Annotated in this window: 15 protein-coding genes; 8 read left to right on the top strand and 7 right to left on the bottom strand. The window is 52.5% G+C overall.

Translation table 11 applies throughout. The annotated features are described in order from the left end of the window. The first annotated feature begins 53 nt into the window (after positions 1 to 53). The 6 genes from ectB (at position 54) to RKA07_RS01975 (ending at position 6,296) form a co-directional block, all read left to right on the top strand. Positions 54 to 1,322, top strand: coding sequence for a diaminobutyrate--2-oxoglutarate transaminase (gene ectB / locus RKA07_RS02000; RefSeq protein WP_200201481.1), 1,269 nt, complete (start codon positions 54 to 56; stop codon positions 1,320 to 1,322). Between the two features lie 51 nt (positions 1,323 to 1,373). Further along, positions 1,374 to 2,816: an aspartate kinase gene (locus RKA07_RS01995; protein ID WP_200201480.1), complete on the top strand. Its 1,443-nt coding sequence runs from the start codon at positions 1,374 to 1,376 to the stop codon at positions 2,814 to 2,816. A 105-nt stretch (positions 2,817 to 2,921) separates the two neighbouring features. Further along, the gene (locus tag RKA07_RS01990; RefSeq protein WP_310965410.1) at positions 2,922 to 3,920 is read left to right on the top strand and encodes a sigma-70 family RNA polymerase sigma factor; all 999 of its coding nucleotides are present in this window, start codon (positions 2,922 to 2,924) and stop codon (positions 3,918 to 3,920) included. Positions 3,921 to 4,332: 412 nt separating this feature from the next. Further along, positions 4,333 to 5,115 carry a TIGR04255 family protein gene (locus RKA07_RS01985; protein WP_310965409.1) on the top strand — a complete coding sequence of 261 codons (783 nt, stop codon included), beginning with the start codon at positions 4,333 to 4,335 and terminating at the stop codon, positions 5,113 to 5,115. Further along, positions 5,112 to 5,621 carry a hypothetical protein gene (locus tag RKA07_RS01980; RefSeq protein WP_310965408.1) on the top strand — a complete coding sequence of 170 codons (510 nt, stop codon included), beginning with the start codon at positions 5,112 to 5,114 and terminating at the stop codon, positions 5,619 to 5,621. Before RKA07_RS01985 ends, RKA07_RS01980 begins: the two co-directional genes overlap by 4 nt. Next, positions 5,622 to 6,296, top strand: a complete 675-nt coding sequence (locus RKA07_RS01975; protein WP_310965407.1) for a hypothetical protein — start codon at positions 5,622 to 5,624, stop codon at positions 6,294 to 6,296. A gap of 613 nt (positions 6,297 to 6,909) precedes the next feature. Here the strand turns inward: RKA07_RS01975 and RKA07_RS01970 are convergent. From RKA07_RS01970 to RKA07_RS01955, 4 genes are all read right to left on the bottom strand, one after another. Further along, a complete protein-coding gene (locus RKA07_RS01970) occupies positions 6,910 to 7,527 on the bottom strand; it encodes an alpha/beta fold hydrolase (protein ID WP_310965406.1) in 618 nt (205 codons plus the stop codon). Between the two features lie 513 nt (positions 7,528 to 8,040). Beyond that, positions 8,041 to 9,246 (bottom strand): intermembrane phospholipid transport YdbH family protein, encoded by a 1,206-nt coding sequence (locus RKA07_RS01965; protein WP_310965405.1) that lies wholly within the window; start codon positions 9,244 to 9,246, stop codon positions 8,041 to 8,043. 67 nt (positions 9,247 to 9,313) lie between these two features. After that, a complete protein-coding gene (locus RKA07_RS01960) occupies positions 9,314 to 11,215 on the bottom strand; it encodes a sensor domain-containing diguanylate cyclase (protein ID WP_310965404.1) in 1,902 nt (633 codons plus the stop codon). 280 nt (positions 11,216 to 11,495) lie between these two features. After that, positions 11,496 to 12,797, bottom strand: coding sequence for an IS1380 family transposase (locus RKA07_RS01955; RefSeq protein WP_310965539.1), 1,302 nt, complete (start codon positions 12,795 to 12,797; stop codon positions 11,496 to 11,498). Between the two features lie 372 nt (positions 12,798 to 13,169). Here RKA07_RS01955 and RKA07_RS01950 point away from each other — a divergent pair, with 372 nt between their 5' ends. Next, positions 13,170 to 13,475 carry a hypothetical protein gene (locus RKA07_RS01950; protein WP_310965403.1) on the top strand — a complete coding sequence of 102 codons (306 nt, stop codon included), beginning with the start codon at positions 13,170 to 13,172 and terminating at the stop codon, positions 13,473 to 13,475. A 319-nt stretch (positions 13,476 to 13,794) separates the two neighbouring features. Further along, on the top strand, positions 13,795 to 14,490 hold the full coding sequence (locus tag RKA07_RS01945; RefSeq protein ID WP_310965402.1) for a hypothetical protein: 696 nt from the start codon (positions 13,795 to 13,797) through the stop codon (positions 14,488 to 14,490). Positions 14,491 to 14,547: 57 nt separating this feature from the next. Here RKA07_RS01945 and RKA07_RS01940 read toward each other — a convergent pair whose 3' ends face one another. From RKA07_RS01940 to RKA07_RS01930, 3 genes are all read right to left on the bottom strand, one after another. After that, positions 14,548 to 15,159, bottom strand: coding sequence for a hypothetical protein (locus tag RKA07_RS01940; protein ID WP_310965401.1), 612 nt, complete (start codon positions 15,157 to 15,159; stop codon positions 14,548 to 14,550). A gap of 597 nt (positions 15,160 to 15,756) precedes the next feature. Next, a complete protein-coding gene (gene yddG / locus RKA07_RS01935) occupies positions 15,757 to 16,656 on the bottom strand; it encodes an aromatic amino acid exporter YddG (RefSeq protein WP_310965400.1) in 900 nt (299 codons plus the stop codon). Between the two features lie 85 nt (positions 16,657 to 16,741). Further along, a complete protein-coding gene (locus RKA07_RS01930) occupies positions 16,742 to 17,473 on the bottom strand; it encodes an AraC family transcriptional regulator (protein ID WP_310965399.1) in 732 nt (243 codons plus the stop codon). Between the last annotated feature and the right edge of the window lie 25 nt (positions 17,474 to 17,498).

The raw sequence follows: 17,498 nt of genomic DNA, 5'->3' as shown, positions 1-17,498 counted from the left end.
ACCATCAATCAATCATTCTGCATTAAAGTGCCGGAAGGCAAAGAGGTAACATTATGGAAATTTTCAAGTCCACTGAATCGCAAGTACGTGTATATAGCCGCGCATTCCCCGTGATTTTTAACCGCGCCAAAAACGCGCATCTTTACACGGAAGACGGCAAGCAGTACCTGGATTTTCTGGCCGGCGCTGGTTCACTGAACTACGGCCACAATAACGACACACTGAAAAAAGCACTGCTTGAGTACATTGAGGCGGATGGCGTTAGCCAGGGCCTGGATATGTTTACGACAGCCAAGCAAGGTTTCATGGAAGCTTACAAGAAGTACATTCTTGATCCCCGTGGCCTGGACTACAAAATTCAGTTCACTGGTCCTACCGGCACCAACAGTGTGGAGGCCGCTCTGAAGCTGGCCCGCAAGGTAAAGGGCCGTTCCGGAATCATTTCGTTCACCAATGGATTCCACGGCGTAACCATGGGCGCTGTTGCGGCTACCGGTAACAAGCACCACCGTGGTGGTGTGGGTGTGCCGCTGGGCAACGTAGATTTCATGTTCTACGACGGCTACCTGGGTGAAGACGTAGACACCCTGGAAATTATGGACAAGGTGCTGTCAGATGGCTCTTCCGGTGTTGAAGTGCCTGCAGCAGTCATTGTTGAAGCCGTTCAGGGCGAAGGTGGCCTGAATGCTGCCCGTGCCGAGTGGCTGAAAGGACTGGAAGCGCTGTGTAAGAAACACGACATGCTGCTGATTCTGGATGATATTCAGGCGGGTAATGGCCGTACCGGTAACTTCTTCAGCTTTGAGTTTGCGGGTATCAAGCCGGATATCGTAACGGTTTCCAAGTCGCTGAGTGGCTATGGCCTGCCAATGGCGCTGGTGCTGTTCAAGCCGGAGCTGGACATCTGGTCTTCAGGTGAGCACAACGGAACCTTCCGCGGTAACAACATGGCATTTATTACCGCCCGTGCTGCCATTGAGACTTACTGGAAAGACGATACCTTTGCCAAAGAAGTACAGGAAAAGGTTCAGGTACTGGGCGATGCGCTCAAGGCCATTTGCGACAAGTATCCGGGTGAGTTCAAAATGAAGGGCCGTGGCTTGATGCGGGGCATCGAGGCGACCAATGCTGATATTACCGGCCCGATTACCAAACGCGCCTTTGAGCACGGCCTGATTATCGAAACCAGCGGCCCGAATGATGAAGTCATCAAGTGCCTTATGCCGCTGACAACCAGCAAGGACGACCTGAAACTGGGTGCCGAGTTGCTGGCAAAGAGTGTGGATGAAATCATGCAGGAAGGAATCCGCGAAGCGTCGTAAGACGCTTGCGCACTCAGGACATTCATTCTGCAGGGTAGCCAGGGTAGGAATATGACAAGCCAATTACATACCGTCGAGAAAATCGGCGGTACTTCAATGAGTAACTACGAAGCTGTACGTGACAATATTATTGTCGCGGATCGTAGCAAGGAAGAGCTCTACCAGCGTATTTTTGTGGTGTCTGCATACGCCGGAGTAACCAACGAGCTGCTGGAGCACAAAAAGACCGGCGAGCCGGGTGTCTATGCCCTGTTTGCCGATGCTGAATCGGATTGGGCGTGGGGTGACGACCTTACCCAGCTCATCAAGTTTATTACCGATATTAACAGCGAACTGTTTGAAGACCCGATGCTGAGGCAGCAGGCGGACCAGTTCATTACCGACCGTATTGAAGGCGTTCGCGGCTGTCTGATCGATTTGCAGCGTTTGTGTTCATACGGCCAGTTCCAGTTGGAAGAGCATTTGCTGACGGTTCGTGAAATGCTTGCCGGCATTGGTGAGGCGCACAGTGCCTTCAACACCACATTGAAGCTTCAGCAGGAAGGTATCAATGCACGTTTTGTTGACCTTACCGGCTGGCGCGATACCGAGTTGTTGCCGCTGGACGAAAAGCTGAAGCAGACATTCGAGTCTGTTGATCTGAGCCGTGAATTGCCCATCGTGACCGGTTACGCACAGTGCAAAGAAGGCCTGATGCGTACCTTTGACCGGGGCTACAGCGAGATGACCTTCAGCCGTGTGGCGGTGATGACCGACGCTCGCGAAGCGATCATTCATAAGGAATACCACCTGAGTTCGGCTGATCCCAACATTGTGGGTGCCGATAAAGTGGTTCCTCTGGGCCGTACCAACTACGACGTGGCCGACCAGCTGGCTAACCTGGGTATGGAAGCAATTCACCCTCGCGCCGGCAAAGGCCTGCGCCAGGCGGAGATTCCGCTGCGGGTGATGAATACCTTTGAGCCTGAGCATACTGGCACCCTGATCACCGGCGATTATGTCAGTGAGAAGCCCCAGATCGAGATTATTGCCGGGGCCAAGGGTGTTTTCGCCATAGAGGTGTTCGATCAGGACATGCAGGGCGAGCCGGGTTCCGACCGTCGTATTCTGGATATCCTGAGCCGCTTCAAAGTGCGCTTTATGGCCAAGGACACCAACGCCAACACCATCACCCATTACGTGGGTAGCACGCTCAAGCACGTTAAGCGCGTGGTGAGTGCGCTGAAGCAGGAGTTCCCCAACGGTGAAATCAGCACCCGCAAAGTGGCGGTGGTTTCAGCGATTGGTAGTGATATAAAAATACCGGATATTCTCGTGCGTTCGGTCAAAGCACTGGCTGATGAAGAAATCAGTGTGCTGGCCATGCACCAGTGCATGCGCCAGGTTGATATCCAGTTTGTGGTTGATGAAGATAACTATGAAAAAGCGATCATCGCATTGCACGGTGCGCTGGTTGAGCCTCACAACCACGGCTACGCTATTGTTGCCGCCTGAATACTGAAAACCAGGATGGATTCGTTGCAGGGTGTGGGCGCCTTGTGATGAATCCATCTTTGGCATGAGGTCGTATCCTCTGTAAATTGCTACCGGTACCAGGCCATGACGAATTTCGAAAGGCTGGGTCCGTCTCCTAAAATGCCCAACGATGGTGAAAGGGATTCTGTAGTAGGGCTGTATTTCAGGGATGCGTCCCGGTATGAAATGCTCACAGAGGCGACTGAACGCCGCCTTTCTCGCAAACTGACACGATGCTACCGGGTTATCAGCGCGGAACTGATGCTGCCTGACGACACCCCTCAAACTTTCCGCGCTGTTATCGGCAGCCTTGGCGATGCTTGTGCATTTTCACCCAAGTGCCGTCGTGCCTTCCATCTTGCAAACGCCTGTCGCAGCAAGCTCATCCAGAGTAATTTGCGCTTGGCGGTGCATATTGCTCGCCGCTACAACCAGCAAGGCATACCCATGTCTGATCTGATTCAGGATGCCAATGTGGGTCTGATCAAAGGTGCTGAGCGATTTGATCCAACCAAGGGCTTCCGTTTTTCGACCTATGCCTACTGGTGGATCAGTGAAGAGGTAAAACGCTGCCTGCAACGGGGTGTGCGCCTGGTTCATACGCCAGAGAATGTGGTGGAAGAGATTCGTAACCTCCAGAAAGTGTCTCTGCGAATGCATCAGAGCCTTGGGCGTGTGCCCTCACAAACCGAGCTGGCACGAGCGTTGGAGGCAACGCCATCGCGTATAGGCCTGCTCAGAGCGCTTGCCAGGAGAGAGATTTCAACGGATGTGCCGTTAGTTGAGGATGGGTCCATCACTCTGGGTGATAGCCTTGGGACGGGTGAGCGGGCAAGCCCTGAGCACAAAATGTCTGGTCGGGATCATCGTCGTGCTTTGAAGGCTATGTTTAGTGAACTTACCGACAGGGAGCAGGCAATCCTTTCTCGCCGTTATGGTCTTGGTTTGTCAGAGCCCGATACCCTGCAGGCAATTTCAGACGATATGGGGATCAGTCGGGAAAGAGTGCGGCAAATAGAGAAGGTGGCGCTGCGCAAGTTGCAAGCGTTGGCCGATAGGCCGGAAGCGCTTTACCGACTCTGAGCTTTTTCACGGTGGTGGTAATGACATCATAAGTTGGCCGCTTCGGTCGCAAAGCGAACATTCGGTGCCGCTTCGACAACATGTAATGAGCGAGCATTATTAATGCCGCTGCCATCCTGGCCGAGTCCACATTGCTGGCAACGGCAGCCGCAATTAAAGCGGGCTATTGCTCTGGGCTGCTGTGATATCCATGTCAGTGGTGTCAATGATTATTTAGCTCGCTCGCGCCTTCTCACGGAATTGTTCACGCGCAAGCTTCTAGGGCCAATGAGCCTGTCATCCCCACTCTTCGGATATTGTGTCGACTCAAACGAATGTGAGCCGGGGGCATTCGTGTGCTAAGCTGTATCACGTCTCAGGTAATCTGACTCAATACGAACAGCCAAAAAACACCTTTGTTCGGATGGCATAAATGGCGGAAAAGATCAAAGCACCCCTGATCGAGGCAATATTCGAGATTCGATGGGGGCGGAAGGATCAAAACTCCTTCGAGTACTCTAACAATGAGCAGTCGTTGTTTCCTGGCCAGATTAGCGCCCACGCTTCGAACGAGGGTTTTACTGAGGTTGAGTCATTTAACTTTGGGCCTGCGCCGAGCGGGGCTCTAATTCCTCAGCGAATCACTCATCGTTTTCGGGTGGGGCCGAACGCTTGGCCTTGCATCCAGTTGGGGCTAGGTATTTTTACTGTTAACCAAGTTGAGCAAGGTTATTCTTGGAGCGGCTTCAAAAACAGTATAGCCAAAGGCCTTCGTGTCTTTAAAAACTCGAAGCCAGAGAATTTCCTTAAACCCTCAAAATCAGTAACACTCGTATTGAGATATAACGACGCTTTTTTCCCGTCGGAAGAAGGTTTAAATAACAAAGAATATGTTGAGAAACACTTCAACATTGATGCGTCTTTGTCAGATCGTTTTATTTCAGATCCAAGAATAATTGATGATGTGACAGATATTAGCTTTAGGGTGTCGATGAAAACCTCTAACCCTGAAGGCACGATATCAGTCAGTATCTTTAGTGCTGTGATTGGTGGAACCCCTGGGCTAATCATGGAGACTATAGTAGAAAGCGACGCAAGATTGTTTTCTCTTGATAACTTTTCATTGGATAGAGTTGTTGGTTGGTGCCATGAGGCACATTATTTCCAAAAGCATGCTTTTGAAACATTAATTAAACCGAGCGCCTATAAATTATGATTGGAATGGATACGAATCAGGATGCATACGGGCACGTATCTTCGGCTTTCGGGGCAGTAGCTGAGCATGCGAACGTTGGGACTCTCTATTCAGCAGGAAACTTATCTTCTATCCCGGGAGTTGTTATCGAATTCCCTTCTGCTGGAGCCACATCCTCGGTGATTTCGGTCGGGAAAGAGGCTAGGGTATATACCGCTTTAGTTGAGAGGCACGAGTGGTTGCGCGATTTCTTTGACAATTTATCCGGCGTTGATTCCATATCAAAACTGGCGCCCATCTACTCAAAAATCAATGATTTGTTGATGAGCAAGGCTTTCTCAGAAGTCGATGACATCCTTTATTGCGTCGACGCCAAGAAATGCTCCGACCTTCTCATGCTTGGATTGGCGAGAATTACCTTCAGTTACCGGGATCAACTATTTTTTTGGGACGAGTATCGTGCGTCAGTTGCTAAGGAAGGTGAACTGAGAAATTTGGACAAGAGATCACTTATTGGTTTGGTTTGAATGCAGAAGAATTGCATCCACAGCTCAAGCCACGATGATGTTGCTTCTTTTTCAGTTGCTTTGGCGAGACCAAGTCTGAGAAGAAATCAACAGCATACAGGCGTTTATTTTAGAGATGAGGATGGGGCGCTAAATTTCCTCCACCTAGCATCCCACAGACAGCTGCGCTTGGATCCCCCTGATGATCATTACGTTTGGGTTGACGTCCAATTAGACGAGTTGTCAAAAATGCTTTTAGCAACATATTGCACCAGTGTTGTTAGTAAGAATCCTCATGGGCTACCCTATTCGGTCTGTAAAGAAGGCGCTTTTTTTCAGGCAGATGGGACGTTTCACCAAGAGTTTGAATATTCTGGACTAACATGTGCGACTTTTGTGCTAGAAATTTTCCGTTCCCAAGGCTTCGAAGTTTTGGATTTGAAAAAATGGACTCAGCTTCCGGAAGACCGAGTTTGGCAAATTCAAATTCTTCAGGTTCTGGAGCAGTTTGGTATGCCGGCAGACTATCTGGATGCTCAACGCAAACAGTTAAAACAGGGCGTTGATAGATACCGCCCGGAGCAGGTTGTTGCGGCTACTGCAATGGATGGCTGGCCTCTTGGTTTTTTTGATGTAAAAGAACCCTCGGAAGATCTCCTTAGCTATTCCATCAAGCATAGAGAAGTTTGCGGATAAGTTTTCGATTGGCTTATCACTCCAAATCTTGGCGGTTAAGGCTCCCGATGCAATGACCACTTTAGAAATTTACGACTGAAACACGCAGCCTGATTGGCACCAAAAGCTGGTAGGACGGAGCACTAGCCCATCTCGTCGCGGCAATAAGGACCGCTTTCCCAATGGAAGCGTGGATCTTTAAAAAGAGATTATTAATGTCCGCTTTTGTTTAGAGTGTCGCCTTGGATGCGCGAAGGTCGCAAAGCGAACGTTCAGATTTCGGAATAACGCCCGGGCTCAGCGGCCGATTTGGAGGCGTAGCGCGCCGGAAAAACAGTCCGCTGCAGCCCTTGGTTAGGAGCTGCCTATGACTTCAGTGCGGACTAAATCTGCTAGCCACTTCGGCTGATCACATTGTACTGAATGACCACTCTCTGGGCATTGGTGTACACCAATACCGCTCACTTGATCCGTCAATTTTTTCAAAATTGAATGGTGGATTGTCCTTTCTTCGTCACCCATGATCACATGCTTACTGCAAGGCAACTCAGAAAGCCTTGCCAAATCGATTGGCAACACCCGTTGATCGCTATCGGTAATCTGCTGCCAAATATGTTTATAGATGGGCTGGCGCTTAGCATAATCTGCTAATAAAAAGTTGGAAAGTGGCCAAAATTCGGGTGGTGGATTTTTGAGTGCGAGCCCTAAAAGATGGGTGTACTCCTGCTGCGTTGACGCCCAAAACGGATTCTTTCTCATCCACCAGACTAAAAAACTCGGAGGATGAGGTTGCGGGCACCCCCACAGGCCCGATTAAAGTGAGAGTCTTAACATAGGACGGACTCTCCATTGCAAACAGACAAGCTACCCAAGCACCTACTGAGGCCCCAACAAAATGAGCAGTCTTTATTTGGCTTCGGCATATAACTTCATGAACCAGCGCCGAGGTCTGTTTCTGAAAAGAGGTTTCATGATCAAAACCACTTTCGCCATGACCTGGTAAATCAATCACAATAAAATTTAGTTTACCTCTGCATGACCGCATGAAGTCTGACCAGTACTCCTTGAACCCGGTGAATCCATGAATCAACACTATAGTTTCAAATTCAGGATCAACGGTACTTGGAGCTAAATACGCATATCTGGTGTCATTGATAGTGATTATATTTTTTTCGAGTCCATTGCTTTTGCGACCAAGAAACAAGAAAAAGGACCAGATTAAGTGTCCTATCTTGATTGATATCCTTTTCATTTTTACTCCTAACGCTTAGGTAACCGGCACCGGAGCGCCAGCGGAGGGAACCAAGAGCAGAAAGCTTTTGGTGTCCGGTTGACCGTCTGGTTATGCATGTTTCGGCCACATGCCATCCATCATCACAGGGTAAGTGACTGGCTTGTAGTCGGTAAACTCAATGTCTCTAACATGGGTAAAATCTGTCCAGAGCTGCCGAGCGCCTTTCATCCAACTCGAAGGCTTAACCCGCCGTTCTATTTTTTCGACTTCTTCGGGAGTAGCTTCACGAATTGGCCCAACTTTGCCATACAACCTCACACCAGGTGGGGCAACGAAGCGACCTTTTAATAGAGATCGCAGCCAAAAAAAGCGGCCAGCGTTTACTGCCATAATGCATACGTGAGGGTTTTGATCAATATTGCTACCCAAAGCTTGGGCAGATGGGTTCTTTGGGTGCGGCCACTTGTACCGTTGGCGTGCAGGCGATGAGCGCCAGCGGCAGTAATGGCAGCAGTAGGCGCTTTAGCATGGTCATGGTGTTGCCTCCTGCCCGGACTGTTGCAGCCGTTCGCGAACACGTTCGGTAACGGCTTCGTTTACTCTGCCGCTCAACTGCAAGCTGGTGAGCAGCGCGGGGATGTCTTCTTCCAGGTTCACATTGAGCACAATTGGCTGGCCGTTGCGGATGTCCGGGTTGTTGCCCTCAAGGCGCAGGCCAAGCGTGAGTTTGCCCTTTTCATCGTAGTCTATCGCGCTGCTGAGCACCGAATAATGAAAGTTTTGCAAAGCGCGGGTTACGGTTTCTACCGTGCCGCCGCTGCCAAGCATGGCCTGCAACTGGTCAGCCGGCAGTTTGAGCATGCCGCCGGGGCTGAGGGCGGTGATGCTGCCTTGCTGTACTTCGACACCCGTGCCTGAGATTTCCAGGGGGATAGCGCCGCTGAGCCGGCCGGAGCCTTCGAAGCCCTCGGCGGGGTATACCTGCAGCAGGCGGGCAAGGGAGATTTCGTGGGCCTCCACGGGGATTCTGACGGGCTGGTCAGCCAGGCTGATGGTGCGCGGGGCGATGCGCAGGCGGCCATCCAGGAATTCGGCATTCGCCTGCTGGATGCTGAGTTCGCCGGCGAACGGCTCCTCTTGAGTGGCCCGGTAATCCGCCAGCAGGCTGACGGGCCCCATGCCGATGCCGGAGTTGAGCTGGCCGACGGCTGTGTCCCGCACCCGGGCGGTGAGCTGGTTGTTTTCAAGGCTGAACAGCAGGTGGCCGCTGAGGTTGGTGATGGCGGTTCGGTCCACCAGGCCGCTGAGGTTCCGAAAATCCACGCGGCTATGCACGGCCATGGGGGCGTTGGGTTGTAGATGAATGGTCACCTCGGCGCTGAGTTCGCCGCTGTCGAGTTCCAGCAGGTTCAGCTGCTCCGGCCAGTTGGTGAGGGTATTCCTGAAGATGCCGACGGCTTCGCTGCCGGCCAGGGTGGTGCTCAGCCGTATACTCTGGAATTCGCCGGCTACGTGGCGCACGCTGATATCCGCTTCCAGCCCCGCATCGTTACTGATCTGCCCGTCCAGCTGCACATCAGACAACGAACCACCAACCCGCCCGGTAAACAACCACCCCTGCGGCTTCAGCGCCGGATGACTGATGTCCTCCAACCCGAACCGGATCTGCTGCACCTCAAACTCCAACGCACCCGCCGGCCCGGCCACCAGCAGCCAAAAAACCACAACCGGGGTCAAACCCCCGATACATTTCGCACCACCAAATGTACTGGGGGTCTGACCCCGCCTTCCTGGCACCCAAGTCTCAGCCAACCCGAACCTGATCCCGCCCACCATGCTTGGCACGATACAGCGCTCCGTCAGCCCGGGCTAAAAGCTGCTCCACAGATTCTCCCTCCTGATAGATGGCCACGCCGATACTCGTGGTTATGCGAATAATGTCACCGTTATCAGTCTGGCACTCGATTCCCGCCACGGCCATCCGGATACGTTCGGCCAGCGCAGAAGCATCCGCCAACGATAGGTTGCGGATGGCAACTACGAACTCTTCACCGCCCGTGCGGGCGAACACATCGCCTTTCCGTAAAAGCTCCATGATTTGTGAACTGAAAGCTTTGAGAACACGGTCGCCGGCATTGTGGCCATAGGTATCGTTCACCCGCTTGAAGTGGTCTATGTCGAGCATCAACAGGCAAGGCGGATTGGTAGCGTTGGTTGTCCACACATCCAGCTGCTGCAGCAGTGAACGCCGGTTTAACGCGCCGGTCAGGCTGTCTGTTGTGGCCAGTTCGGTGAGGGTTTTCTCCATTTCGATGTGAGAACCGATGTCCGAGATTGCCACAATGGCCCGGCGCTCACCGCCTTCACCGTAGGTGCTCACGCTCATCGTCAGGTGAACGATGCTGCCGCTGCGGTCCAGCATCCGCTCGTGTTCGCTGCGATAGGTTTGTCCGGTTTGCAGGGCCTCAAGGGTTGGGCAAGGGCCTTTGTGCAGAGATTCTCCGTCCTCGAACTGATGGCAGGTTTCATGCAGGTTCTGCCCCTCCAGGTCGGCTTCTTTCCAGCCCAGCAAACGCTCTGCCTCACGGTTCATCCATTCAACGCAGCCCTGGGCATCCACTCTCAACAGGCCGTGGCCTGATTCATTGGCAATCAACCGCAGTTCTTCGTTCCTGGCCTCAAGGTTACTGACCAGCTCGCGCTTTCGGGCACTGGCCCTGTGCCACAGCAGCAACAATGGAAACGACAAACCAAAGGCAATCGCGAATCGCAAGCCGCCCTGCTGGACGTTATCGAGCAACTCTGTCGTACAAGGTGCATCAACCCGGCGCTGCCCGATCAGCCAGCGGGGCGAGCTTACTTCGCCCTCACGGTAACTGTGCCATGTGTAGTTGTAGCACTCGCCTGCCAGCTCGAACTGCCCTGTCTGCGACGATTTGATGCTTTCCCAGAGGCTGGGATGGCTGGAAGCAAAGGTGGCGCTCGGGGTTATGGAAAACTGCCAGTCCTGGTCACCGCCCCCGGCCAACCAACCGCCTTGTTCGTTCAGCAGGATGAGCTCGGAGGTGGCAGGCAGCGCAGTTACCAAACGGTGGATTAGTTGGTCGGCATTGCCGTTGATCACTACAATTCCGGGCGTATAGTACTCACCCACTTCCCCCAACCGTGCGATGGCCCTTAATGCAGGCCGGTAAGGAACTTCGATACGGCCATTTTCCCGGTTCAGTTCGAAGGGCGAAAGGGCCGTCTCACCCGGCTTCAAGGCCAGGCCCTTACGCACGTAGTCCCTGTCGGATTTCACCTGCAGGTCGTCGGTTACCAGTTCGGATTGCCCATTCCGGCGGTTCACCCGAATCTGCTCGATGCCAAACCGGTCGATGTAACGAATCTGGTCGTACTGGGGGCGAAGCGTCGACAACACCCAGAACGCCTCCTGCGCCGGCGCCAGGGCATAAGGCGACATGCTGCGAAGGTAGTTCTTGAGCACCGGGGAATTGGCGATGAACTCCGCATCCCGCACCAACTCCTCCACGTGGTTTTCCGCCATCAATTGCATCAGCGCCAGGTTACGCTGGATTACCACCTGGCCCAGCTCACGGTCTTTCTCGTAAAGCCGGTGCTGCGTAAACACCACGATCAAACCGATCACAACAACCAGCACAAGGGCCTTGAACACCAACGAATGTGGCCAGGAAAGCTTTGACATCAAACAGGGCTACCAATAGTCGGAATGTGTATTCATAACTATCATAACCCATGATGGTAAGGAGGCCAGCCCCCGAGAATTGACTAGGGGTCTGCCCCTACGCGGACTGACCCCTCTAGCCCGGATTTCTCATAGTTACCCAGCAAGTCTCGCAGACTGAGCGGGTTACCGCCATGGCCGCTCAGATGCGGTCATGAACGCCTAATAATTGATCAGTTTCTATTGCTTGGACGCACTGCCCCCTTTCCCCCATTGCATCGGGCCGGGGGAGCCCGGGCATCTACCCCGGAACCAGGCGGCGTACCAGATCCGTGAGTTCGTCTTTGTAGGGGTAGCTATCACTCATCAGCACCCGGATTCGGCGGGTATTGCGGATGATGACCGCGCCAACCTTGATCAGCTTCAGCCGCAGGTTGTTGGCGCTCATCCGCTCGAACGGCGTCTTTTTCAGGTGCGCTCGTAACCGCTCGAACAAGGTGTAAGCGAAGCCGGACAGGACCAGCCGCCATTGATTGGTCCACCACTGAACGCTCGACGTTCGATCCGCGAACAGATACAGCTGCTGATCCTTGATCCGGTTTTCCATATCGCCTCGGGCGCAGTACTGTTCGTAATAGAGCTTACAACCGTCGTCATAGCGGGAGCTGATGACAAAGCGAGGATTGGCGCCAAGCTCGCCTTCTTCCAGGCGGGCCACCACCCAGCGAGGGAACTTCCAGGAATGCGCCTGGTACCGGAACCGATAAGTGGCGGAGACTTTTTCACCGACTTTCTGGTGCGTGTCCCGGACCAGTTGTGACGGCGCTTCCACGTCCTTGAGCAACCGGCTGTTTTTGCTGATGCCGACCAGGTAATCCACGTTATTCCGGTCGCACCAGCCCAGCAATCGGGGACGGTAGAAGCCGCTGTCACCCCGGAACACGATGCGGGTATCAGGCCAGTACTGCCGAATGAACTTCACCAGCAGGGCCAGAATGGCCCAGCTGTGGCGGCTGTCGCTGCGGTTACTGGTGCGCAGGTAGCTCACCAGCAGGTGGCGGCCGCAGAATACGTACAATGGAAAGTAACAATGGTGATCGTAATAGGCGTTAAAGAACTTGCCGGGCTGGTCGCCATGAACCGGAATATCGGTGCCATCAAAATCCAGCACGATTTCCTTCGGCGGTGTCTCGTGCTGTTCGATAAAGTGATGCCAAAGTAGTTCGTGGGCTTTAACGACCGATTGCCTGTCCACCTGCTGCTCCATTCGGCACAGCGTGGACTTGCCGGCTAAATCGCTCTCTTTGCCGACCGCGGTTTGCAGAGCCTGATCAAAACGCAGCGCTTCATGATCGTTCAGGTCTTCGTATCCGGCAGCTACGCCGAAAACCCGTTGACGGGTCATGGCTTCCAGCTTGTGGCGAACCAGCGCCGGGTTTCGTGAATCGTTAAGCACCGAGGCCAGGCGCTGAGTCAGGCCATGCTGCTTGTCGACTTCACGAAGCAGGAGCAGTCCAGCATCAGAGGTGATATGACCACCGGAAAAATCGGCTTCAATTTGGCGGCGAGAGAGTGGCGAGAAGGTCAGTTTTTTAGGTACCATTTTGGATAGCGGCTGTTGGTTCAGTGGTGATGGTGTAAGGTCCTGAAACCATAGCACTTTCAGCCGCTCCCTTCCTCCTTACGCTACCTTCTCATGAGAAATCCGGGCTAACTCACCCGAGGCCATCTGAGAACCTCAGTCGCAATGTCCGCTTTTGTTTAGCTCGGGCTGGTCGCAAAGCGAACGTTCAGATCCGAGTCGCAAAGTCCCCGTTTGAGGCTCGGGTGTGCCATTCGTACTGGGTAAGTCCACAGCGCTTTCGGGATTTAACGAAACATACCAGCCACTCAGAGCGATCTGAGTTTGTAGCGTACCTTCAGGATGACAAGTAGACTGGCTCCGGCAGATTCACAGGCTTGGAAGGGTTTTGTCATGGGTGATCAACACTGGTTGATGTATCTCGTAAGCGGAGTCATTGTCTACTTTGTTCTGAGAGATAACTTGAAGCTCAGCTATCAGAAGCGCGGCGCAAAAGGTCCGATCATTTGCATAGTATTAATCATCATCGGTTTTCTGAGTGCTGCAAAATCATTTCATTGGGGTGCCATCATGATGTTGCCCGTCGTGGTGATTATCAGCAGCGTTTGGTGGCTTCCTGGTGTTTTGGACAAGCTGTTTCCCAATGACCTGATAAAAGAGAGAAAACTAAGGGCCGAAAATCCCGACTGGGACAGGTGAATACTCCTCGGCACCATTCAAGTCTCCTGACATACTCCCCCAGTGGCTTGATCAAATTGATGATTCTGTTCACGGCATCACGCACATGTGTAGGGGGAGGCAATTTCAGACCGAGCGCGTCACGTTCTTCATAGTGGGCGCATACGCAATCCTTGTGAACCAGCAACTCAGCTTGCAGGCTGCTCCTTTTCGGGCTTTAGAGGAAACACAACTCGGTGTAACGGAGTTGGATAGTCGGTGTTTGTTGCCTCAAAGGGACGCCGGAGACTCGTAATTGCCTGGAAGTGTGCATATATTGTTGGTTGGATCACAAAGTCACTTGAAATTGACCATCAACATGAGATTTTCAAAAAAAGCCCTGCTGCTAGCATCTCTAATTTCAGCGTACTCTCATTACGTGCTTGCGGAAATTGAGCCCTATTCGTGCCGCAATGGCCACTTTCCATCATACCAGGACATGAAGCTTGGCTTTGTGAGAGAGAGCGTCTCAGATCGAAGCTATTTTCACGATGATGATACGGGTTGTCCTTACGAGGACACATGTAAAGAAAACGCATACATAGTGCCGGGCGATGAGGTTTTGGTTTCGAAGACCCAAGATGGTTGGAGTTGCGTCTGGTATCAGGGGGCGAACCGTGGATTTGTTGGCTGGATGAAGTCTGAGAATCTGGGGCTAAAGCTCTATGAAGACAATTATAGCCTCAGCGACTGGGTCGGCGACTGGCGATTCATCGGCACAGATACTTATCTAAAAATCACGCAAGCCCAACAAGCTGAACTGAATGTCAGTGGTGAAGCATACTGGTCGAACGGCAGAGGTCTTACTAATCTCGGCTCAGTTGATGAGACTGGAATCCCCAATGGAAGGAATTTAGAAGTGAAGTCTGGCGATGAGATATACGATTGCAAGGTTCATCTGAGGCTTCTTCAAGAATATCTCGTGGTCTACGACAATAAATCGTGCGGTGGAATGAATGTAAGCTTCGATGGTGTCTACCTGAAAAAGACGAACTAACTTGACGGCCCCGGGGACTTAAACTGGGGGAACTCCACCGCGTACTGCTGCGACTTGTTATAAATTTTGCAACTCGCCAGCCAAACAACCCTTGAATTGCTGAAATTTGGACAAGGGAGCTTTGTAAATAGTGCCTTTGATACGAACTGATAGTGTTTCACCCTCTCCGGCCTCGAAAACCAATTTTCCTGGCAGTGAGAACTCGGTGAACCGCTCCCAGACTCCACTGGTATAAACGTCTCTGGCCTCGCTGTTTGAACGGACTAGGAAGGCTTGGTCGACCACATCACCGACCCGAACGTCAGCATTCTGAGATAGCCGTGGCCAAGGCGTATAAGGCCCTTGGTTAATCATCCCAAAATCGGGATCAAAAGCCCGAACTCGCTCCTTCTCATCGAATGTTATCGACAATGCTGAAGACTTTTGGTCAGGCGCTCCGGTAATCGAGAGCACTCTCCTGTTGCTTATACCAATATCTGAGGAATACTCCTTAATGTGGCGGGCGACACAGGTTTGTTTTTCTGTGAAATCGTCGGTTTCCTTCTCGAACTCCCATTTAACGATATTTGTCGGCTGGGGTGATGTTGGGGTTCTGCTATTGCTCGTGTTCTGCTGATTTGCGCAGCCGAGAATCGCTCCATAAGCTATGAGCAGAAGAAAAACTCGCAAGGTAACCCCCTATTTATAACACCTAATTATCGTTGCAGAAATTTGACCACATCATTATTACTGATCTTGAACCCTCAATCGCGCATCACATAAAACAATAGCTTAGCCGAGCATGGCCATCTCTGCCATGTAATCATTCAGCGTCTGCAATTTGCTCCGCCAATCATACTGGATGAAATCGCTGTGATTAGCTTGAAGGCTCTGGAGGAAAGCCCTGACTCGAGTGTTTCGCTTTTGTTTAGGTGTCGCGTCGGATGCGGGACGGTCGCAAAGCGGACATTTGCATTGGTCTAGTAAACGGAGCTTTGCGGCTTTTTTGGGGCAGCGAATCGGCGGAAAGTTTTTTGGAGCGCGGCAACGGTGAGCTATCTGCTCACCATTTGCAGCACAAGAGACTTTGGCCAGTGATGTGTAATCCGCCAAAACTCAGAACAAGCGTTCCCCGTTATCCACTGGAGCCTCCGGTCTTACCAGAGTAACTGCGCCCTTCTCCGTCTGCACACCAGTGACCAGGCACTCCGATAAAAAGGGTCCGATCCGCAGTTCAACTTTTTCAAAATCGTCCCAAGTAATCATCACGCTGCTCCCTCGGGGTAGTTAGTCTTTTAACATTTCTGGCTCGGCAACCGCCCGGCTTTTCGCACGGCCGGCGATCAAAGAACCGATGACGATCAGAATGCTGGCACTCAAAAGGGCAAATGTAGCCTCGCCGAATCCGGCAAGGATCAACAGGATCACTGAAATGAGTGGCGCACTGTATGCCAGGGCTCCCAGTAACTGGATGTTTCCGTGTTTTACACCATGGTCCCAGGTAAAGAACGCTACGCCCACCGGTCCGAGGCCCAGCCCGATCACGCCAATCCATTCCGTTGCGCCCTCCGGCCATACCGTTTCTTCCCACAAAAGGTGGCAGACCAACGCCAGAATGGCCGTAACACCGCAGAACCAGCCCACTGCATCGGTCGGTACCGAGCGAACCAATCTGCTAAGAACGGAATAAGATGACCAGATCAGAGCGCAGGACAGAGCCACCAGGTAACCCGGCAGGTTCTCCCAGGCAAATCCGTCTGCATTACGGCTGATCAACAACCAGCAACCTGCCAGCGCAACCATGGCCCCAACGATGTACTGAGCTCGCAATTTCTCGCCTGGCAGCAAGGCCGACAGCAGAACGATCAGTAGCGGCCAGAGGTAAGCCAGAAGACTGACTTCAACGGCAGGGGCCAGCGTCATGGCCTTGAAGTAGGCAAAGTGATAACCGAACAAGCCAACGATGCCGATGCACCATGCAAGTGGCGACTGCCGTAAATAACGCACACCGGAATGCCCCGAGAAGATCCAACGGCTGCACATCAACAGGAAAGCGATGCCGAAGGTCATGGCCATGAGCTGAAACTCTGGAATCTCGCCACCGGAAAGCTTGGTCAGCAATGCCAAAGTGCCCCATAACAGAACGGAAATCGACCCGATCCAGGTTGCGGCGTTAACGGATGCCATGAAGCCCTCCCCGAAATTCTCATGTGTGAATGATTTCAGAAGGGTATCCAGTGCGAAGAAGAGAAACTTTCGAATCCTGGCGGAACTATTTCGAAATACGGCGGAAGTGGCTGGGCGCTTTGCCAAAGTGGGCTCTGAACCGGTCGCTAAATGCTGATAACGACGAATAGCCGACAGCGTCAGCAACTTGCTGGACACTGAGCCCCGACTGCTCCAAAAGCCGCCAAGCTTCTTTCATTCGCAACTCCGTGAGGTATTGATGCGGCGTCATGCCGACCTGGCGCCGAAACAGATCGTTCAACTGCCGAATGCTCAGATGTGCCACGGCAGCCGTTTCGGCCAAGGACAAGCGTCGGCTGAAGTTTTCGTCCAGAAATTGTTTTGCGGCGTGAACTCTGCGGTCCAGCTTTAGCTGACTTCCATGGCGCTCCTGAAGCAACTGAATAAGCAGGAGTAGCATTTGATGTTGGGTAAAATCCGACTCAGTCCCATTTTGGAGCTGTGCGTGAAGGAACTGGACGTAATGGAGCAATGCTGGATCTAGGTCTACGAAACAAGGCAGCTTATCTAGCGCCGGGGCCAAGCCTTCGGGAACGTCTGCAACCAAAAACCGGTTATCGTCGGTCGCAGCGTATCCATGACCAATTCCTGCGGGAATGATTGCTGCTCGACGCTGAGCAACCTCGCCTTCCCTGGCATCTACTGACAGAGATAATGTTCCGGCTAAGGGTAGTACCAGTTGATGATGGTCGTGGGAGTGACTTTTCCCCTCATCATCGTACGTTCGTATGTGCAGGCCAATCTCTGAATGCTTCATGTCACCAGTATAATCAGAAACATTT

Source organism: Marinobacter xiaoshiensis (assembly GCF_031631795.1).
Taxonomy (GTDB): domain Bacteria; phylum Pseudomonadota; class Gammaproteobacteria; order Pseudomonadales; family Oleiphilaceae; genus Marinobacter; species Marinobacter xiaoshiensis.
This window is presented reverse-complemented; position numbering and strand designations above follow the sequence as displayed.